The organism is Seonamhaeicola sp. S2-3 (genome assembly GCF_001971785.1).
GTDB lineage: Bacteria > Bacteroidota > Bacteroidia > Flavobacteriales > Flavobacteriaceae > Seonamhaeicola.
Genome location: NZ_CP019389.1, coordinates 1,650,951 through 1,671,960, shown reverse-complemented (window position 1 = coordinate 1,671,960; position 21,010 = coordinate 1,650,951). Strand labels below are relative to the sequence as shown.

Sequence of the window (21,010 nt, the reverse complement as noted above, 5' to 3'; positions counted from 1 at the left end):
TATAACATTTAAACTATATTTGCAACCTAAAATTAAATTATGGCCTTTCCTTTTGAAGTTTTACAGAATACTAGAAAATTTTTTCAAAAAACTATAGAAAACACCTCTTTAGAAAACTTAAACAAAATACCCAAAGGATTTAATAATAATATCATCTGGAATATTGGTCATATAGTTGTTACCGAACAATTATTGGCTAATAAATTATCTGGATTACCTACTGTTATTGATAACTCTCTTATAGAAAAATACAGAAAGGGCACTAAACCAGAAACCAAGGTTAACAAAGAAGAAGTAGAAGACATTAAAAACCTTTTAAGTAAAACCATTAATAACACATTAGAAAATTACAAAAAAGGACTATACAACACATTTACCGAATATACAGTTTCAACAACAGGTAATACATTAAAAAATATTGATGAGTCTTTACAGTTTATACTGTTTCATGAAGGCATTCACTTAGGAATAGTAATGGCTTTGCTAAAAGAAGTAGAAGCTTAATCTAGATAAAAAATATAGCCAACATTTAACCAAACTAGCCAATCGTTATATTTATTATAGCTTAATTGGTGGTTTAAACCATCAACCCAATCATCAAAATAGTATTGCCATCTTAAATCTAGCATAACGTCTGCTAGTTTACTCACTTTATACCTAAAACCAACACTAGTTACCATAGACCAAGCACTTCCTGATGAAGCATCAACAGAACCAGGATCCCAACCAGAATAAAAGTTTGTAGGATCGGTAACATCGCCAATAGCATCAGGATTGGGGTTGGCATAAGTTGTAGAAACTTCAGGCATATAATGTGTGTAATGAACACCTAAACTTGCAAATGGTGCTACTCTGTAACCAAAAGCTTGAAAAGACCTTATACTTCTTGGAAAAAATTCTAACTGTGTACCAATATCTAAGTTTTTAGCATAACCTGTATGCCCCCGCAATTGATTGGCTTCTGGTGAATTTTTACTAGGGTCTACCCATTCACCTAAATGTTCTAACTTGGTCTTATTCCACGAAATTTCATTTCTTAACTTAAAATGATCATTAAAATAAGTATCTGTTGAATAACAGTTACAATCTGCTCTATATGAGAAGTTTAAGTAATGTACAATACCAATTCCAATTCCACTATTACCAAAATTAGTTTCAGAATCTGTCCTACTACCAAAATCAGATCTAAATTGTACTGGTCCTGCAATCACCCCCAATTCATGCGAAAAACCTAATTGTGCACTTGATTTTGTAAAGATGAAAAGCAAACAAAAAACTGTAGCTAAATGTTTCAAGTTAAGCATAATAAGGTTCTGTTTTTTGAGGCATAATATAAACAAATATATAAAAACTCATCTAACAAACAAATATTAACAATTTTAGCCACTTTTTAAAAAATTAATGTTGAGGATTTCAGAAAAAAATCAATATTTTTTTAAAGATAATGTATATTTGTATCGATAAATTATATTTTTTTTAAAAATAATAGAATATAAATGTATGAAAAATATCATTAACGAGTTTTTAGACCTTGTAAAACAAAGAAATGGTCATGAACCAGAATTCTTACAAGCTGTTCAAGAAGTTGCCGAAACGGTAATACCTTATATTGTAAATAACGATATTTATTATGGTAAAAATATTCTTTTAAGAATGGTTGAGCCAGAACGTTTAATCTCTTTTAGAGTATGTTGGGTAGATGACAAAGGTGAAATTCAAGTAAATAGAGGATACCGCGTTCAAATGAATTCTGCTATTGGACCTTACAAAGGAGGACTTCGTTTTCACCCTACGGTGAATGCAAGTATTTTAAAGTTTTTAGCGTTTGAACAAGTATTTAAAAACAGCTTAACCACTTTACCTATGGGAGGCGGAAAAGGTGGTAGTGATTTTGACCCAAAAGGAAAAAGTGACAATGAAATTATGCGCTTCTGTCATGCTTTTATGAGCGAATTATTTAGACATATTGGCCCTAACACCGATATACCCGCTGGAGATATTGGTGTAGGACAAAGAGAAATTGGCTTTTTATTTGGCATGTATAGAAAATTAAAAAATGAATTTACTGGCGTTTTAACAGGTAAAGGAATGTCTTGGGGAGGCTCTTTAATTAGACCCGAAGCTACTGGTTACGGAACCGTATATTTTGCAGAAAACATGTTGAAAACCAAAAATGATAATTTTGAAGGCAAAATGGTAGCCATCTCTGGTTCTGGTAATGTAGCACAGTACGCTGCAGAAAAATCTATTCAAATGGGTGCTAAAGTTATTACCCTTTCAGACTCATCGGGTTATATATATGATGAAGATGGTATAGATGCTGAAAAACTAAAGTTTGTAATGCACCTAAAAAATGAAAAAAGAGGCAGAATTAGCGAGTATATAAACGAATATCCTAAAGCTAAATTCCATAAAGGAAAAACACCTTGGAATGAAAAATGTGACATTGCCTTACCATGTGCCACACAAAATGAATTAAATAAAGAAGATGCCAAAGCGCTATTAGCTAATGGTTGTATGTGTGTTAGTGAAGGTGCTAATATGCCTTCTACTATCGAAGCCATTGCAGAATTTCATAAAGCCAAAATACTATTTGCCCCAGGAAAAGCCTCTAATGCAGGAGGAGTTGCTACTTCTGGTCTAGAAATGACGCAAAACTCGCTTCGTTATAAATGGACACGAGAAGAGGTTGATAAAAAGCTTAAAGAAATTATGGCCGATATTCATAACTCTTGTATAGAATACGGAAAAGAAGAAGACGGCTACATAGATTACGTTAAAGGTGCCAATATTGCTGGCTTTGTTAAAGTAGCCGATGCTATGTTAGCTCAAGGTATAGTTTAAAATATATAACCTTAATAGTTTAAAGCTTCTCTAGATTTAGAGAAGCTTTTTTATTTTAATTATATTATTTTGAAGTAAAAATCGTTAGTTATAAATATATTTGAACTTTATATAATGCTCATGCACAAAAGTTGTATTACCTTATTAATAACCTTAATTTCATTACTGTCTTTTTCGCAAGATTTTTCTAGTTCGTGGCGAGGGCATTTTTCCTATTATAATATAAAAGAAGTTGTTCAAACAGAGAGTAAAATTTATGCCGCTTCTGAAAATGCTATATTTAGCTATGACCTGCAAACTAATGAAATTAGAGAATTCAATACTATAAACGGGTTATCAGGAGAAACTATTTCAACTATTTATTATAGCGAAACATATCAACTGTTAATTGTTGGTTATGAAAATGGGTTGTTAGAAATTGTTTTTGAAGACAATGAAAACGTATTAACTGTAGTTGATATTATTGAAAAGTCTACTATTACTCCCACTAATAAATCAATAAACCATATTAATGAGTATCAAAACTATATTTATATAGCAACTAATTATGGTATATCTGTTTATAATTTAGAAAGACTTGAATTTGGAGACACTTATTTTATTGGTAACACAGGAGAGCAAATTCAAGTAAATGAAACTGCCGTATTAGATGATTATATCTATGCCGTTTGTTCAGACGGAAATGGTATTAAAAAAGCGCTAGTTTCAGACCCTAACTTAATTGATTTTGAAAATTGGGAAACCATTACTACGGGGTCATACAATCTCATAGAAAAGCATAATTCAAAACTTTATACCATTGCTTCTAACAGAAAAATCTATGAAATAATAAATGACAATCTAAATGAACGGTTTACATACAATAACTTGCCATTAGATATAAAGTCTAACGCCGAATATTTAGTGATTACTACTCAAAACAATGTATTTGTTTATGATGAAAGTTTCAACACAATTTCTCAAATTAACATTGAAACAGATTTTGATACAACATACACCTCGGCTATAATAAACAACAATAACATTTATATTGGCACAACAGATTTTGGTGTTTTAAAAACAAGCATAAGCAACTCAATTTCTTTAGAAGAAATTCATCCTAATGGCCCTCTATTGAATATCCCTTTTTCTATAGAAGCAGAGTCAAATGGCGTATGGGTTACTTTTGGTGAATATACATCTCAATTAAATCCCTATCCGTTAAACAGCAGAGGTATAAGTCATTTAAATGGAGAAGAATGGATAAACACTAAATACACAGAGTTAAATTTTCAAGCTAGATGTTTAAATAATATATCTATTAACCCATACAGTAACAACCAAATTTTCATTAGTTCATTCTTTGATGGGTTATTAGAAATCAATGATGAAATTGCAACAAACTTATTTAATGAATCCAATAGTTCTTTAGAAGACTTAATTATTCCAAGCGATCCAAGTCACACAGGAGATATAAGAATAGCAGCTTCTACATTTGATCAAAATGGTACACTATGGCTAATGAATTCTAGAGTAGAGAGCCCATTAAAATCATATAACCCATCAACAAATCAATGGAATTCTTATAGTTTCTCAAGTATTATTTCAGACCCTTTAAACGATGATTCTGGATTTATTGATATTGTTGTAGACAATAATAACGTTAAATGGATATCTAGTCAATATCATGGGGTTATTGGTTTTAATGATAACGGTAATTTAAAAAACATTGTTGGAGAAGACAAAAATTTTCCATCAAGAGATGTAAGGTCACTTGCTATAGACAAACAAAATCAATTATGGATAGGTACTTTAAAAGGTCTAAGAGTTTTATACAACACCTCTAATTTCTTTGAAGATGATGATGTGCAGGTGGAAGAAATAATAATTGAAGAAGATGGTATTGCTAAAGAACTCCTTTTTCAGCAATTTGTTACAGACATTGAAGTAGATGGCTCTAACAACAAATGGATTGGAACAGCAGACTCTGGTTTATTCTATTTCTCATCAGATGGTCAAACAACTATTTATCATTTCACAGAAGACAACTCACCACTACCATCAAACACTATTAACGATGTTTCTTTAGACACCAATAATGGTATTGTTTACATTGCCACAAACAGGGGATTAGTTTCTTATAAAGCTGGCGGATCTAGCACATTAGAAAATTTAACTAATGCATATGCCTACCCCAATCCTGTAAGACCAAACTTTAATATTGCAGATGAAAGGGTTAAAATTAAAGACATTTCAGAAAATGTAAATATTAAAATAACCGATATTGAAGGTAATTTAGTAGCCGAAGCCCAATCAAACATCAACCAAAGATATAGCGGCTATAATTTAGAAATTGATGGGGGTACCGCCTATTGGAATGGTAAAAACCTTGCAAATAACGTGGTAGCTTCTGGAGTGTACTTAATTATGCTTTCAGATTTAGACACTTACGAAACTAAGGTTATAAAACTAATGGTTATTAGATAATGCTCATTACCACTAAAGCCATTGTTTTATCTAAAATTAAATACAAAGATTACGATCTTATTGTTAAGTGCTACACAGAACAATTAGGTGTTATTAGCTTTATATTAAAAGGCGTTTTAAAAAGTAAAAAAAACAATAAAAAAGTAGCGTATTTTCAACCCCTATCTCAATTACAACTTGTTATTCAATACAGAGAAAACAGATCGCTACAAACCATTAAAGAAGTTAAATTAAACCAAGTTTATAACACTTTACAATCAAATATTTTAAAAAGTGCCATTGTAATGTTTTTAGCAGAAATACTAGCAAACACTTTACAAGAAGAAGAACAAAACCAATCCTTATTTAGTTATATAGAAACCACGCTACTTTGGCTAGACCAACAAACCGAATATGCTAACTTCCACCTCCTGTTTTTACTAAACCTTACAAAATATTTAGGCTTTTACCCAGATACCACACAAACTGAAAAACCATACTTTAATTTGGCAGAAGGTAAGTTTAGTCAAACTAAAACCAATAAATACTGCATTGAAGACCAAAATTTAACACGCCTAAAACTGCTGTTAGGCACAAAATTTGATGATGTTTCTAGAATTAAAATGAGTTCTAAACAAAGACAATCTTTTTTAAATATGATGTTGCTTTATTTTGAACTACATTTGGGTAATTTTAAACAACCAAAATCTCTACAAATATTTAATCAAGTTTTTAACTAAAACATGAAGTTTTTTTACACGCTTTCTCTCTTTTTAATAGCTTTTTTAAATACACAAGCTCAAAATATTAAAGTTATAAATAACAATACTAAAGAACCCATTTTTGGTGTTGCCATTTACAACGTAGATAAATCTAAAAGCACCATCACTAATTTTAGAGGAGAAGCAGATATTAGCGAGTTCTCAGATACCGAGTATATTTACTTTAAACACTTATCTCACATATTAAAAAAACTTACCAAACAACAATTGGGTAGTACCAAAACGGTACTATTAGAATCTAATACACAAGGCTTAGAGGAGATTGTAATTTCTGCTTCAAAATTTGAGCAAAGTAAAAGAGATATTCCTCAAAAAATTGTAAGTGTTAATACTCAAAACATTCAGTTTTCAAACCCACAAACCAGTGCCGATTTATTAGAAACAACAGGGCAAGTTTACATTCAAAAAAGTCAATTAGGTGGTGGTAGCCCCATGATACGCGGATTTTCTACAAATCGCCTACTTATTACCGTAGATGGAGTAAGAATGAATAATGCCATATTTAGAGGTGGCAATTTACACAACGTAATTAGCATTGATCCGTTTTCAGTTCAAAATACCGAAGTCACTTTAGGCGCAGGTGCTGTAATTTATGGTAGCGATGCTATTGGGGGCGTTATGAGTTTTTACACCCAAAAACCACAGCTTTCTAAAAACGATTCGTTACACTTTCAATCTAATGCTATTTTAAGATACGCCACTGCTAGCAATGAAAAAACAGGACATTTTGATTTTAATTTAGGCTACCGCAAATGGGCTTTTGCTACCAATGCTAGCTATACAGAATTTGATGATTTAAAAATGGGGAGTCACGGACCCGATGATTATTTAAGACCAGAATTTGTTTTAACAACTAGTGCTGGCGATGAAATTATTGAAAACAGTAATAATTTAATTCAAAAATACTCGGGCTATAACCAGCTTAATCTCATGCAAAAAGTTAAGTTTCAACCGTATCAAAATTTAAGTTTTGATTTAGGTTTACATTACACCACAACCTCAGATATTCCTAGGTATGATAGGTTAATTAGATATAAAAATGGCACCCTGCGTTCTGCCGAGTGGAACTACGGTCCGCAACAATGGTTTATGTCTAATCTGCAAATCACCAAACTAAGCAGTCGTTCTAATTTATACGATAAAATTAAAGCCACACTTGCCTATCAAAACTTTAAAGAAAGTAGAAAAGACCGCGATTTTCAATCAGATACAAGAAATGTTAGAAAAGAAGCCGTAGATGCCTACTCCTTTAACCTCGATTTAGAAAAAACAGTAAGCCCAAAAACACAATTTTTTTATGGCTTAGAATACGTGTATAACAAAGTAATGTCTAACGGTACCGAAGAAAACATCACTACCAATACAGTAGCTCCAACCGTTTCAAGATATCCTAATGGTGCTAGTTGGCAATCGGCAGCGGTTTATTCAAGTATAAAATATAAACCTAATTCTAAATTTGTATTACAATCGGGTTTAAGGTTTAATCACATCTTGTCTAAAGCCAATTTTGAAGAAAATAACGTGTACCTAAACCTGCCTTTTAACACCTCAAAAAACAATGCTAGTGCCTTAACAGGAACAGCAGGTATAAGTTGGTCTCCTAACAAAACCATTCAATGGAAATTAAATGCTTCATCGGCGTTTAGAGCACCTAATATTGATGATATTGGTAAAGTATTTGACTCTGAACCTGGTTCTGTTGTTGTACCAAATGATAACTTAAAACCAGAATATGCCTATGGTGGCGAATTAGGACTAAAACTAGACTTTAATAAAAAACTAGTGTTAGATGTAAGCACCTATTACACTTATTTAGACAACGCCTTGGTAAGACGAGATTACACCCTAAATGGCGAAAGTGAGATTATGTATGATGGCGAGCTAAGTAATGTACAAGCCATTCAAAATGCCTCTAAAGCTTGGATTTATGGTTTTGAAGCTGGTATAAAAATGGCTATTAGCAATCATGTAACCCTAAGCTCGCAATACAGTGTTATTGGCGGAACCGAAGAAGATGAAGGTATTGAAGTACCTGTAAGACATGTAGCTCCTAGTTTTGGTAATACCCATTTAGTATGGGATGGAAACGATTTTAAAATTGATTTGTTTGCCAATTACAATGGCGAATTATCATTTAACCAATTAGCACCTTCTGAAATAGAAAAAGATTACATTTACGCACTCAATGCAAACGGTAATCCATATAGCCCGTCATGGTACACCTTCAATCTAAGAACCCAATACCAACTAACACAAAGTACTATACTTACTGCTAGTTTAGAAAACATTACAGACCAACGCTATAAAACCTATTCATCTGGCATTGCAGCACCTGGCAGAAACTTTATTATAGCTTTAAAATATAGTTTATAACGTGATTGCGAACGTAGTGAAGCAATCTGTTTATTTTGTTAGAAAGTTTGCCTAGTCCTGTATCAACGCAACAAAAAACTACTTCTTAACCGCCTTTTTACTTATTACTGCTCCGTTTGAAAGTTCTACCTTAGCAAGAAAAACAGGGCTTTTTAAATTAGATAACTTATAGGTTTCAGAACTGTTACTACCTTTAAAATTGTAAAGCGCTCTTCCTAAAAGATCGTAAATAGCAACCGATTTTATTTGTAAATCATTAGACGTACTAAACTGAACATAATCACTATCTAAAGCCACAATTTTTAAACTACCTGCCTCAGTAAGTGCAGTGTCTGTAGATAAAGTGCTATTGCTAAACCCTATAACAAAACGCTCATTAAACTCGCCAACTTCTGAGGTAAACGTATAATCTGAAACCGATAAATCATGCACTTTATTTAGTAAATTGTCTTTAAGATATACCGGGCTACCACTTAAAAAGTCGCCTTGTATGTCTGCTAAAGACATCGTGTATAATGTAGGCACATCAATATTAGTTTTAAAGCCTAATGCTATGGTTTCTTCTTCATTTAAACTGCTGGCAGCTTTACCTTGAATGGCAAATTTTTTGTCAGACCCCTCTATAATTGAATAAAGAATACTGGCATTTCCATTATTAATTCTTCTAGCATCGTAAGACACCCCATCATCTTGATTAGTTGCTCCATCAACATAAGCAATAAGTATTTGGTTAAACACCCCATTATCTGAGGTTAAATTCACCCATAACCTTTGTTTATCTATACGCTTATTACTTTTTTTAACTGAATTTTTAAAGAACTGAGAATTACTAGTTCCATCTGCTCTTCGCATATCATTATTAAAAGTAACTGTTGCTGAAAAAATAGGATCTGCACCACCGGTTGGAGTTACATCATCTGACATTTCAACAAAAAAACCTTGACCCGAAGGAATGTAATCATTAGGCATATCACCTCCACTAATGGCTGCTGAATTACTACCAGATAAATTAATCATAGCATAATCATCTTGACTAAAATTATAACCTTCATTTCCTGGATTAGCTTGACTTGCTTCACTATTATGAGTCCACAAATAAATAATATTCGCTATAGCTCCCGTAGGATTTGTAGAACTATTATATCCATTTACAGCAAAAAATTCATCTGTACTTATGGCCGATGGATATGGATTCCCTAATAAATTCCAATTACTATCATTTGTTTCATCATCATTTCTATATACAGTAACATTAATATCTCCTGTGTTAAATTCTCCCGAAAATTGTGCATTATCGATATAAGGAAAAGGAAATGGGGTTGGAGGCGGTGCAGACGCTGTTACCGCATAGCCATGACCAGGAGTCATTGTTCCTGAAACAATAACCCAATCGTTTGCATCATCATCAATATCATCTGGTATTCCGTTAGTGGTTCCCACGGTATGTTGGTCTAAGAAAGCCGAAGCATTAAACTCATATCTTCTATTTCCATCAGGAGTTGGAAAAACAGTTGTTATATTGGCATTTTTTACCGGAGTCCCCCAATAAACATAATGTAACCCATAATCACTATAAGGTTTTGTTGTTTTATTAACATAGGCATTTCCTGAGTTTATAATTGAAAAAATACCTTCAGAACCACCTGTACCATTTTGAACAAAAGCACCATGAGTTTCCACAGCTATTGTTCCTCCATCTACAACCACATCATTTTCTACTTCAATAAACGTATTATTAGCAACTGTTAATGTTTCTCCATTATTAACTGTTAAACTATGAGCGCTAAAACTTCCTTGAGCTCCCCCAACACTTGTATTATAATCATCTGCTATTATAGCATCTATACCTATTGTAGGAATTCCGCTTGTCCAAGAACCTGCAATCCATGTTGTGCTTAATCTAGATACTGTACCATTAAAAGTAAAACTGTTAACACTTAAAATACCAAGACCTAAAGTTCCTCCCCATGCATAAATTCTAAAAGTTATTGGAGCTGTTATATTTTGATATGTTACCGATGATAAATCAACCGTACTAGTATTTGTCCCTCCTAATGAAATAAGTGATAAACTCCCTATTAAATTTGATGTGAACGCATCTAAACTACTTCTCACAACATAGCTTGTTGGACCAGTAATAGCACTACTTTGTAAAGTAAATTCAAAACTTGTAAAATCTATTTTATAATTTGTATTAGGGGTGATTGTAAACTCAAAGTAATCATTAGAATTTATTCCTAATTGCGCCCATGAACTTGCACTATACCTATCATTTGTGTTTTCTTCTGTAATTCCTGAGCCTCTTCCAATACCCGTAACGGTTATATTACTATTAACTACTTGACCTGTTGTGTATGGATTGGATGCACTTGGGTTGGCACCTGTTATGGAATTAGTAAAAATACTTTGACTAAAACCCAATGCTCCTATAAAAAAGAATAACAGAAAAACCAATACGTTACATAAAATGCGTTTTTTCATAATGTCATTTTTTTAATTCGGATGAGAGACATTATGACTTTGGAGAGAATGATTAAGACAAAATCATAATTAAATAAGAATGCTTATTTGTTTTGAATGTACAACAAGTTAAAAGAAAAAGAATAATTTTTTATGTTTTTTTTTACAGAACACCTTGTTGCAATAAGCTCTTAATACATAAAATACGCTATAAAAAATATATACTATCTACTTCTTAACCGCCTTTTTACTAATTATAGCTCCGTTTGAAAGTTCTACCTTAGCAAGAAAAACAGGGCTTTTTAAATTAGATAACTTATAGGTTTCAGAACTGTTACTACCTTTAAAATTATAAAGCACTCTTCCTAAAATATCGTAAATAGCAACCGATTTTATTTGTAAATCATTAGACGTACTAAACTGAACATAATCATTATCTAAAGCCACAATTTTTAAACTACTTGCCTCAGTAAGTGCGGTGTCTGTAGATAAAGTGCTATTGCTAAACCCTATAACAAAACGTTCATTAAACTCGCCAACTTCTGAGGTAAACGTATAATCTGAAACCGATAAATCATGCACTTTATTTAGTAAATTGTCTTTAAGATATACCGGACTACCACTTAAAAAGTCGCCTTGTATGTCTGCTAAAGACATCGTGTATAATGTAGGCACATCAATATTAGTTTTAAAGCCTAATGCTATGGTTTCTTCTTCATTTAAACTGCTGGCAGCTTTACCTTGAATCACAAATTTTTTGTCTGAATCTTCAATACTAGAATACAACGCAGCATAAGCTGTAGGCGCAACAATTTTATCGGCATCATAGTAAGAACCATCATAACCATTAGTAGCACCATCAACATAACCAATTAATATTTGATTAAACACCCCATTATCTGAAGTTAAATTAACCCATAGTTTATTAGCTTCGGAAACTTCTTTTTTAGTTTTAGTGGTATTTTTAAAAAATTGACTGTTGTCTGGTAATAAACTTAAACTTCTCATAGCATTGTTAAACACTACTGTTCCAGAACTTGAAGGATGACTATCAGAAAAAGAAATAAAAAACCCTTGCCCTGATGGAATAAACCCGTTTGGGATAGTGCCATCCCCTCCTTGGGTTCCTCCCATCCCATTATAATAAGCATAATCATTAGTATCAAAATTTAGGGCTTGATTACCATTGGCTGTAGCAGAATAATTGGTGTTTTGAGACCAAAAGTGAACAACCCCTTCTAACGGACCCACAGGATACATATTCTGCGCTAAAAAAGCAGAAATACTTATAGCCGAAGGATATGGATTCCCTATAAAATTCCAGTTTTTATCTGCTGATGTTACATCATTTCTACTTACAGGCACACTTATTTCGCCATTATTAAAATCGCCTACAAATGTATATTTGTAATTAGAAGGTGAAATATATCCTATTTCAGAATGTGTAGCAGCATATCCTACTCCTGGAGTCATAGGCGTAGTACCGCTTACCCACTGCCAATCGTTACCTTCATCATCAATACCATCTTGTCCTGGGAGATATGTATTATTATTATTAGTTTCTGCTAAGGCATCATTAAATTCACTGGCATTAAATATAAATCTTCTACTGACTTCAGATTCTGATAAAGCATCTTCTACTGTAGTATTTCTAACTGGCGAACTCCAATACGTATATTCATACCAATTATTTAAGATGGCCGTATTTTTGTCTACTTCAATATGACCACTATTGTTTACAGCTCCTAAATCGTTATTTTGAATAAACGCTCCATAAGGCTGTACAATTATTTCACCGCCCGTGTTTACTGTTAAATCATTATGTACTTCAACATAATCATTGTCTGCAATATTTAAAATAGCGCCACTATTAACCGTTAAACTACAGGCACTAAAACTTACTTCATCAGTGGTATTATAGTCTGCATTAAGTACAGCTTCGGTGGTTAAATTTGGTGTTCCATTATCCCAGCTACTTCCATCCCAAGTTGTGGTGCTTCCAGAACATGGTATTGTATTTACAGAACCGTTTATAATAATACCTTTATTTGTTGCAGTATTTTCTTCAATATCAAATGTTCCTCCTGCAGTAGAAGCATTAAATGCGTAAAGCCTAAATGTAATTGTTCCTGTAATTCCTGTAATTGATGATAGGTCAATACCATTGTTATCTTCTCCTCCTGCAACATCAAGCACTGTACTATCTGTAAACACAGACACAAAACCTGAACCTGTATCAACTTGTATATCAACCATTCTTGGACCATTACCACTCCTATCATAAGTAATATCCATAGTGGTTAAATCAATAGAATAACCTGAATTAGGAGTCAATGTCCATTCTAAATAATCATTAGCATCAATACTTCCAGATGTCGTCCACTGTCGTGAATTATAGGTTGCTCCTGTGTTTTCAACAATCCCTGAACCTCTGCAGATACCTGTCGTTGTAATATTTGCATCACTTGCTATAGTACCACTACAGCCACTATTTTGAGCAGAGCTAAAAGAGGCTATTTCTTGCCCAAACCCCCAATTAAAAGTAAGTAGGAATGCTATTAAATACGTAATGTTTTTCATGCTAGTAAGTAGTTTTTTTTAGTTTTGGGTATCTTTTTAATATTTTATTATAAATGCTATTGTTATTTTTGGCTACACCATGCAAACCAAAAAAACATATACGGTACAAGAAGCTACTAAAAAACTAGAGCATTATTGCGCGTACCAAGAACGTTGCCATAAAGAAGTTAGGCAAAAGCTAGAGAGTATGCATATGATACCCGAAGCTATAGATGTTATTATAGTACACCTATTAGAGCATAACTTCTTAAACGAAGCACGTTTTGCCAAAACATTTGTAAGCGGTAAGTTTAAAATTAAGGCTTGGGGCCGACGCCGTTTAGCTTACGAATTGAAGCAAAAAGACATCAGCAAAGTTAATATAAATCAAGCACTTGCAGAAATATCGGACACGGAGTACATCGAGGTTTTTAATGATTTAGCCGAAAAAAAAGCGCGTTCAATTAAAGAACCTAATAAGTTTAAAAAAAGAAAGAAAATAATAGACTATCTGCTATATAGAGGTTGGGAAAGTGATTTGGTTTACCAAAAGGCCAAAGAACTTACCGAGTAACCCTTTATCAAATTGATTCTGTTAAATTAAGCCTGTCGAAATTGACACATCCAAAACCAATCCTTCCAAACCTAATCTTGTCAAATTGAGCTTGTCGAAATTGACATATCCAAAACCAATCCTTCCAAACCTAAGCTTGTCAAATTGAGCTTGTCGAAATTGACATATCCAAACTAAACTTCCACAAGCTCAACCCAACAAAACGTTATGTTATTTAAAAAGCCTTACAACCCAAAAACAGCCCCAATACTTACCGTAAACTGGTTGTGTAATTTTTCTTCGGGTGTTAAAGTATCTGTATTATACTTAGCAAAAGGGGTGTTAAATTCTGTATATAAACCAAACCCATCTGAGAAAAAGTAACGCATTCCTAAGTGACCCCCAAAGTTTTTAAGGCCTACGTGTAAGCCTGGGTAAATATCAAAGTTTTCATCAATATTAACTACGCTACCTAAGTTAGCATTAAAACGGGCTTTAATATCAAAACGGTCTCCAAAGCTAGCATCTAAAGCTTCATCTACACCCAATGCGTAGGTTGATGAAAATCCTAAAGATATGTTATCGCCCATACCAAAATCGTATGCTACGTTAATTCCTGTGGCGTTATCTTGCAAGTTGGCACCTACTTGAAATTTGTCATCGCCTTTACCAAAAAATGCTTGTGCGTTAATTAATGATACACTAAATAATGTTAGTAATAATAAAATCTTTTTCATGATATGTTTTAATTTTAGGAGCGCAAATATATTACAAGTTTTGTAAATAAAACCTTAAATATTTAATTGTTTATGGGTTTTAACAATGGCTTTTTGGTTTTTCCAATCAATCCATTTTTGGCCTTTTATACGGCGCATAGCATTATCAAAATGGCGCATAATTAAAATATTATATAGCGCTTTACTAAAGTTTTTAGGATTTCTAGCAATGGCACGTAAACTCATTGAAAACCCAGGCGTTATATACCGCATATAATGCCAATAACCTTCTGGCATGTATAGGGTTTCGCCATGATTTAGGTAGGTAACATAGCCTTTGGCGTGTTTAAGTGCTGGCCATTTTTCTAAATCGGGGTTTTTAAAATCTATGTCTTCTCTGGTTATTAAAGAGTGGGGTATTTTATAAAGATATTCGGTTTGACTTTGATCGAACAATATACATTGCTTTTTACCTTCAAAATGAAAATGAAAAATGTTGGCTAAATCTATGTCATAATGCATAAAGGTATGCGAGTCTTCGCCACCAAAAAACAACATAGGAATACCTTTCATGAGTCTTAAACCAACATCTGGAAAGCTAAAATCGTTTTGTAGTTGCGGCACTTCTTTTAAAATATTCCACAGAAAAATGCGGTATTTTGTAGGTTCGCGTTTTAACAAATCTATATAATCGGCCATTTTCATTTTAGCATGGGGCTCATTAAACCCGTCTTTATAATCTACGGGTCTGTCATCATACAATGGCACTGTAATATCACCAGCAATAGATTTAATATAGTCTAAACTCCATTTATGGTATGCTGGCCAATCTTCAATAAAACGCTCAATAACCACTGGTTTTTGAGGTTTAAAATAGTTTTCTATAAACTCCTCTTTAGTAATAGTTTTTACCCGAGGAATGTCCTGCAGATTCAGTTTCAATTTGGAAAAATTAGATAACCCAAAGTTAAGAAAACGTTGCCAATTATTAACAAATTTTTAACCCGCACTATTTAAAACTATAGCGTAACCCAAACAAGACGTTACTTGGTGGCATAGGCACAAAACCAGTTTCTATATAGTCGGCATCAAAAATATTACTGGCTGTAATAGTTAATTCTAGTGGTTTAATATTAACTGCTACAGAAGCATCCCAAACGTTATAAGTGGTTCCTACAGTTCTTTCGGCATATTTATAAATAATATTCTGACTTACGTTTTTAAACAATTGCGTACTTAAACGTGTTGTAAAATGATGCTTTAAGGTGTTTAACGAGTAACGCGATAACTCTTTATTCTGATTTAAAATATCGTCTTCTAAAAAATTATACCCAACAGCTAATGTTTGATTAAAAGTGTTTAATTTAAAATGATAAGCAGCTTCAAGCTCTAAACCTTTTGTATTTACATCGGTAATATTAGTAGCTGTATAAACGGTTTCTGTAGTATTAGGACGAATATAATCTATTAAATTTTGAGCATCTCTATTATAAACGGCTACAGAACCCGAAAATCTTGGTGAAAAATATTTAATTCCTATTTCTTGAGCAAAAGCTTCTTCAACTTCCAAATCAGGATTTCCAGCGGTATCAGGACTGGTGTAAAATAAATCTGTATAGGTAGGCACTCTGTAAGTATAGCCTATATTTCCGTAAACTTTTAAGGCATCGGTTATTTTGTAACCTATATCTAAACCAGGAAACGCATAAAAATCGAAATCTGAAAAATACGTAACAGCAACTCCAGGGGTAACATCTAACTTGTCGTTAAAAGCTTTGAATCTGTGTTCTAAAAATAGTGTTGTCATAAATCTATTTCTACTTCCTAGATTGTTACTTTCAAGAAAAATTTTAGAGACATCTACACCAAACCCGGTAATACCTGCTTTAGAGGAATAGCTTCCGTTAAGTTCTGCGCCAATTTTATTTGAAATATGTAAGTTTCTATAGCCAGTAGGATTACTTCTTACATATAAAAACTCGCCTTGGTTTCGTCTCCAATACACTTTGGGTTTAAGGGTTAATTTTTCGGTTTTAAATGCTGTAGAAAAACCAATTAAACTGTTTTGTGTTGCTACATATTGATCTATTGCACTGGCACTGGCATAAAACCCATTAGCGCCTAACTTTCTATCTTGAAACGATGTAATCATTTCTATAGCTTGTTTCTTTTTATTAAAAATACTTTTTATAAAGTAGCTACTATTATCGTAGTCTGAATTGTATCGGTACCCTTCAGAAGTTACTTTTTCAATATGTACAAGGTGCGATGAGTTTTCTAAATCTGCACCAATAGTAACACCGCCATTTAGCTGCCCAAAAGAACCCGCTTCAGCTTTAACAGAAACACCATCCTTTAAATCTTTTTTAGTGATAATATTAATAGCACCTGTAAAAGCATTTTGCCCAAACACACGGGCGGCAGGTCCTTTAATGATTTCAATACGCTCTATAACTTCAATAGGTAAAGCAGCATTCATGGTATGATGCCCCGTTTGTGCATCATCCATTTTAATACCGTCAATTAAAAGTAAAGTTTGATCAAAACCACCACCTCTAATATATAAATCGGCTTGTCCGCCAGCAGTTCCGCGTCGTCTTATATCTACTCCCGCTACTTGCTGTAATAAATCGGCAATATTGGTAGCAGCACTGTTTTTAATAGCTTCAGAAGAAATAATATTAATGGTTCTTGAGTTTTCCTTAAAAGGTAAATCTATTCTGGTTGAAGCAATAACTACGGTATCTAAATTTTGCTTTTGTGGTTTTTCTTGCGAAACACCTAAAAAACAAGACATTAAAAAGATTGATAAAACAAGATTTTTTTTCATAACACTGGTTACATTTTTAATACGCTGCAAAAGTCGTAACTTTCCGGACGAGTAAAATAGTCCAGTTTAAAAACAATGAATAGTCCGGTTATAACCCTTTTAGAACAATTAATTCAATTTGAGAAATCAGGTACCAATCCGGTATATATTCAAATTGCACAACAAATTATTAATGCTATTCAACGTGGGTATCTTTCTAAAGGAACGGTTTTACCAGGTACGCGTACCTTTAGTAAAATATTAAACATTCACCGTAACACGGCGGTTGCGGTGTACGACGAGTTGGCTTCACAAGGTTGGGTAGAAATTATTCCTAACAAAGGCACTTTTGTTTTAGAACCCGAACAACCTACAGCTCCCATTAAAGCCAGTACCCAACACATTGAAAGGGTATATGACTATTCTAAAACCACAGGCTTTCCTTTTCAACCAGCCTTTCATTTAGCTTCAACATTTGAAGAAACCAACGCCAAATACAGTATTAACGATGGGAAACCCGATTTAAGGTTGCACCCAGTACACCAATTTTCTAGATGGTACAGTGCTGTGATGAAACGAAAATCGTTAATTTCTAAATGGAATCAAACCACCTATTCTCAATCTACTTTTGAAACCCAAATTTGTAATTATTTAAACGCCACCAGAGGATTTCATATAAAACCCAATAACTTAATAAGTACACGCAGTACCGAAATGAGTTTATACATTGTATCGCAATTACTTATTAAACCCAATGATGTGGTTTTAGTAGGGCAATTAAGCCATTATGCCTCTAATATGATTTTTCAGCAAGCCGGAGCCACTATTAGAACCATTCCTGTAGACGCTCACGGATTAGATGTCTCATACATTAAAAAGCATTTTATTAAAGGAAGCATCCGTTGTGTGTATGTATGTGCTAATAGGCATTACCCAACTACTAACATTTTAAGTGCAGAACGCCGATTAGAATTATTAGAACTAGCAAAAACTTACCAATTTGCCATTATTGAAGATGATTACGATTTCGATTTCCAGTTTGAAGGTTCTGCCATGTTACCCCTAGCCAGTGCCGATGTTAATGGTATGGTTATTTACTTGGGGAAAATGGGACAATCCTTATTCCCCAGCTTTCAAACCGGATTTGTTGTAGCACCCGAAAATTTAATTTTAGAAGCCAAAAACTATTTACAATTACTTGATGTACAAGGCGATATTATACAACAACAAATGCTTTCAGAATTAATTTATGAAGGTGAAATTTATCGCCTCATGAAAAAAAACATCGTAGTATATAAACAACGACGCAATTGTTTGTGCAAATACCTTTCAGCATATTTTAAAGATGAAATATCTTTTGAAATTCCTAACGGTGGTTTAGCCATGTGGCTACAATTTAAACCTAAAATTTCATTAGTAAAATTTGCCGAAGCTGCCGAAAAAAAAGGGGTGTTTATTCCTAAAACCATCTTATACCAAGATAAAGATACCTGTGCCATCCGTTTTGGTTTTGGGCATTTAAACGAAATAGAAATTAAGACTGTTGTTGGAAAATTAAGAGAGGCTTATAATGAACTTAAAAAACAAGAATGAAAAATAAAGTTGTACTTTTGAGCTAAACCTTATTTTAATTTCCATGAAATATTTAGCTTGTATTTTTCTTTTTTTTATAACGATATCTACCTTCTCTCAAAACAACCACATTGTTAAAACCGAAGATGGTCGTCGCGTTTTACTTAAAGCCGACTTTACTTGGGAATACATTGATTTAGTAGCCCCTAAAGACCATACCCCAAAAACAAAAATTACAGAAACAAAAGACAATACCTGCCACGTACAACCAGATTTTACAGAGCCTAAATTAAACCAAAAAATTCAAAATCAATTAAAAAAAGGACGCGCCACCATAAAGCACATTAAACAAAAAGTAGCTAACGATTATGATTGTGCCGTAGAAGATGTTATACTACTCTACGCTAAAGAAATTAAAAAAACAGGAACCTATAAATTTTGTGCCAACGGTACTGTGGTAACTTACAAACGTGTTGGGTATAATATTGCAAAAAAAATAGAGGTTTTTTAAATTTTCACATACCTTTCAGTAGCATTTTCTTGTATCTTTACATCCTATGTTTGCGCTAGTAGATTGTAATAATTTCTATGCTTCTTGCGAACGTGTTTTTAACCCTAATTTACAAGGAAAACCAATTGCTATTCTTAGTAATAACGATGGGTGTGTTATCTCACGAAGTGATGAAGCCAAAGCTTTAGGCTTGCCTATGGGAGCCCCTATTTTTAAATGGGATAACTTCTGTAAAGCAAACAACATTACTGTGTTTTCTTCTAATTACCCACTCTATGGCGATATGAGTAACAGGGTTATGAAAATATTAGAACAGTTCTCTCCAGATGTAGAAGTGTATAGCATAGACGAAGCTTTTGTAGCCTTTAAAGGCTTTAAATATGTTCATTTTAACAACTACGGACACCAAATACGAAAACGTATTTTAAAATGGACCGGTATTCCCACATGTGTTGGTATAGCTCCCACAAAATCTTTAAGTAAAGTAGCCAATAAAATAGCGCGTAAATTTCCTGAAAAAACTGGGGGCGTTTATGTTATAGACTCTCAAGAAAAACGCCTAAAAGCATTACAATGGATTAAATTAGAAGACGTTTGGGGCATTGGCAAAAGCCTACAAAAACAATTAAAACATAAAGGCTGTAAAAAAGCTATAGACTTTGTTAACCTACCCGATGCGTGGGTTCGCAAAAACTTTGGCTCTACAGGTTTTAAACTAAAAAAAGAATTAGAAGGCATACCCCAATTAGAACTAGACGAAGTAAAAAACAAACGTGCCATTGCCACCACACGCAGTTTTGATTTTTCGTATGATGATTTAAACTATATAAAAGAACGCATTGCTACCTTTGCCACAAATTGTGCAGAAAAACTACGCAAACAAGGCTCTAGCTGCTATGTTATATACGTAACACTAAGTAGCAACAGGCATAAAAAAGATGATAAACAACACCGTGGTAGCGCTGTAATAAACTTACCCTACCCCACCAATTCATCGCTCATTATTAGCGCTGAAGCCGTAAAAGCCGTAACTTCCATCTTTAAAAAAGACATAAAATATAAAAAAGCAGGAGTTATAGTATCTGGTTTAGTACCAACCAATAATTTTCAACTTAATATGTTTGAAAGAGAAGACCCAAAACACCAACCCCTAATGAAATCTATTGATAATTTAAACACTAAATATGGCGACTATAAAATAAAACTAGCCAATCAAGATTTAAAACGCACCTGGAAAATGCGTCAAGAACGCCTTTCGCCAAGATACACCACCAATATTAAAGACATTATTGTAGTAAAATAATTAGTATCTTTATGGCGTTACCACAAGGGTCGGGCTTTCACTACTCGCTCTCTACAAGGAGCTCAAACAAACCGTTCAATCCC

The 21,010-nt window shown here is 33.3% G+C and carries 15 protein-coding genes; 9 read left to right on the top strand and 6 right to left on the bottom strand.

The annotated features are described in order from the left end of the window. Nucleotides 1-39 precede the first annotated feature (39 nt). Entirely contained in the window at nt 40-504 is a 465-nt protein-coding gene (locus BWZ22_RS07775; RefSeq protein WP_076699132.1) for a DinB family protein, read from the top strand. Here the strand turns inward: BWZ22_RS07775 and BWZ22_RS07770 are convergent. Further along, nucleotides 501-1,304 carry a glutamate dehydrogenase gene (locus BWZ22_RS07770; RefSeq protein WP_076699130.1) on the bottom strand — a complete coding sequence of 268 codons (804 nt, stop codon included), beginning with the start codon at nt 1,302-1,304 and terminating at the stop codon, nt 501-503. The two genes, BWZ22_RS07775 and BWZ22_RS07770, sit on opposite strands and share 4 nt — an antisense overlap. Before the next feature lie 196 nt (nt 1,305-1,500). On the opposite strand from BWZ22_RS07770, the gene gdhA reads away from it, so the two are divergent. From gdhA to BWZ22_RS07750, 4 genes are all read left to right on the top strand, one after another. After that, nucleotides 1,501-2,844 carry an NADP-specific glutamate dehydrogenase gene (gene gdhA / locus BWZ22_RS07765; RefSeq protein WP_076699129.1) on the top strand — a complete coding sequence of 448 codons (1,344 nt, stop codon included), beginning with the start codon at nt 1,501-1,503 and terminating at the stop codon, nt 2,842-2,844. Between the two features lie 114 nt (nt 2,845-2,958). Next, entirely contained in the window at nt 2,959-5,310 is a 2,352-nt protein-coding gene (locus BWZ22_RS07760; protein WP_232225243.1) for a two-component regulator propeller domain-containing protein, read from the top strand. Beyond that, complete coding sequence (gene recO / locus BWZ22_RS07755) at nt 5,310-6,029, top strand: DNA repair protein RecO (protein ID WP_076699126.1); 720 nt, start codon at nt 5,310-5,312, stop codon at nt 6,027-6,029. Before BWZ22_RS07760 ends, recO begins: the two co-directional genes overlap by 1 nt. Before the next feature lie 3 nt (nt 6,030-6,032). Continuing rightward, a complete protein-coding gene (locus tag BWZ22_RS07750) occupies nt 6,033-8,444 on the top strand; it encodes a TonB-dependent receptor domain-containing protein (protein ID WP_076699124.1) in 2,412 nt (803 codons plus the stop codon). 78 nt (nt 8,445-8,522) lie between these two features. Here BWZ22_RS07750 and BWZ22_RS07745 read toward each other — a convergent pair whose 3' ends face one another. Next, a complete protein-coding gene (locus tag BWZ22_RS07745) occupies nt 8,523-10,925 on the bottom strand; it encodes a hypothetical protein (RefSeq protein WP_076699122.1) in 2,403 nt (800 codons plus the stop codon). A gap of 207 nt (nt 10,926-11,132) precedes the next feature. Then, on the bottom strand, nt 11,133-13,484 hold the full coding sequence (locus BWZ22_RS07740; protein ID WP_076699121.1) for a T9SS type A sorting domain-containing protein: 2,352 nt from the start codon (nt 13,482-13,484) through the stop codon (nt 11,133-11,135). 79 nt (nt 13,485-13,563) lie between these two features. On the opposite strand from BWZ22_RS07740, the gene BWZ22_RS07735 reads away from it, so the two are divergent. Next, on the top strand, nt 13,564-14,037 hold the full coding sequence (locus BWZ22_RS07735) for a regulatory protein RecX (protein WP_076699119.1): 474 nt from the start codon (nt 13,564-13,566) through the stop codon (nt 14,035-14,037). Nucleotides 14,038-14,261: 224 nt separating this feature from the next. Here BWZ22_RS07735 and BWZ22_RS07730 read toward each other — a convergent pair whose 3' ends face one another. From BWZ22_RS07730 to BWZ22_RS07720, 3 genes are all read right to left on the bottom strand, one after another. Next, on the bottom strand, nt 14,262-14,753 hold the full coding sequence (locus BWZ22_RS07730) for a DUF6646 family protein (RefSeq protein ID WP_076699117.1): 492 nt from the start codon (nt 14,751-14,753) through the stop codon (nt 14,262-14,264). Between the two features lie 54 nt (nt 14,754-14,807). Next, complete coding sequence (locus BWZ22_RS07725; protein ID WP_076699116.1) at nt 14,808-15,674, bottom strand: cupin-like domain-containing protein; 867 nt, start codon at nt 15,672-15,674, stop codon at nt 14,808-14,810. A gap of 67 nt (nt 15,675-15,741) precedes the next feature. Further along, nucleotides 15,742-17,562 (bottom strand): TonB-dependent siderophore receptor, encoded by a 1,821-nt coding sequence (locus BWZ22_RS07720; protein ID WP_076699114.1) that lies wholly within the window; start codon nt 17,560-17,562, stop codon nt 15,742-15,744. A 75-nt stretch (nt 17,563-17,637) separates the two neighbouring features. Between BWZ22_RS07720 and BWZ22_RS07715 the strand changes: the two genes are divergently transcribed. Genes BWZ22_RS07715 through BWZ22_RS07705 form a run of 3 tightly spaced genes read left to right on the top strand, consistent with a single transcriptional unit; the run spans nt 17,638 to nt 20,927 of the window. Next, entirely contained in the window at nt 17,638-19,134 is a 1,497-nt protein-coding gene (locus BWZ22_RS07715; RefSeq protein WP_076699113.1) for a PLP-dependent aminotransferase family protein, read from the top strand. A gap of 43 nt (nt 19,135-19,177) precedes the next feature. Continuing rightward, nucleotides 19,178-19,624 (top strand): DUF3157 family protein, encoded by a 447-nt coding sequence (locus BWZ22_RS07710; RefSeq protein WP_076699111.1) that lies wholly within the window; start codon nt 19,178-19,180, stop codon nt 19,622-19,624. 46 nt (nt 19,625-19,670) lie between these two features. Further along, nucleotides 19,671-20,927 carry a Y-family DNA polymerase gene (locus tag BWZ22_RS07705; protein ID WP_076699110.1) on the top strand — a complete coding sequence of 419 codons (1,257 nt, stop codon included), beginning with the start codon at nt 19,671-19,673 and terminating at the stop codon, nt 20,925-20,927. Nucleotides 20,928-21,010: the final 83 nt, after the last annotated feature.

What these genes read in the sequence shown, in the direction of transcription:
- gdhA (WP_076699129.1), top strand. Translation starts at nt 1,501, where the DNA reads ATGAAAAATATCATTAACGAGTTTTTAGACCTTGTAAAACAAAGAAAT.
- BWZ22_RS07710 (WP_076699111.1), top strand. Translation starts at nt 19,178, where the DNA reads ATGAAATATTTAGCTTGTATTTTTCTTTTTTTTATAACGATATCTACC.
- BWZ22_RS07705 (WP_076699110.1), top strand. Translation starts at nt 19,671, where the DNA reads ATGTTTGCGCTAGTAGATTGTAATAATTTCTATGCTTCTTGCGAACGT.
- BWZ22_RS07740 (WP_076699121.1), bottom strand. Translation starts at nt 13,484, where the DNA reads ATGAAAAACATTACGTATTTAATAGCATTCCTACTTACTTTTAATTGG.
- BWZ22_RS07770 (WP_076699130.1), bottom strand. Translation starts at nt 1,304, where the DNA reads ATGCTTAACTTGAAACATTTAGCTACAGTTTTTTGTTTGCTTTTCATC.
- BWZ22_RS07745 (WP_076699122.1), bottom strand. Translation starts at nt 10,925, where the DNA reads ATGAAAAAACGCATTTTATGTAACGTATTGGTTTTTCTGTTATTCTTT.
- BWZ22_RS07730 (WP_076699117.1), bottom strand. Translation starts at nt 14,753, where the DNA reads ATGAAAAAGATTTTATTATTACTAACATTATTTAGTGTATCATTAATT.
- recO (WP_076699126.1), top strand. Translation starts at nt 5,310, where the DNA reads ATGCTCATTACCACTAAAGCCATTGTTTTATCTAAAATTAAATACAAA.
- BWZ22_RS07760 (WP_232225243.1), top strand. Translation starts at nt 2,959, where the DNA reads ATGCTCATGCACAAAAGTTGTATTACCTTATTAATAACCTTAATTTCA.
- BWZ22_RS07720 (WP_076699114.1), bottom strand. Translation starts at nt 17,562, where the DNA reads ATGAAAAAAAATCTTGTTTTATCAATCTTTTTAATGTCTTGTTTTTTA.
- BWZ22_RS07735 (WP_076699119.1), top strand. Translation starts at nt 13,564, where the DNA reads ATGCAAACCAAAAAAACATATACGGTACAAGAAGCTACTAAAAAACTA.
- BWZ22_RS07775 (WP_076699132.1), top strand. Translation starts at nt 40, where the DNA reads ATGGCCTTTCCTTTTGAAGTTTTACAGAATACTAGAAAATTTTTTCAA.
- BWZ22_RS07750 (WP_076699124.1), top strand. Translation starts at nt 6,033, where the DNA reads ATGAAGTTTTTTTACACGCTTTCTCTCTTTTTAATAGCTTTTTTAAAT.
- BWZ22_RS07715 (WP_076699113.1), top strand. Translation starts at nt 17,638, where the DNA reads ATGAATAGTCCGGTTATAACCCTTTTAGAACAATTAATTCAATTTGAG.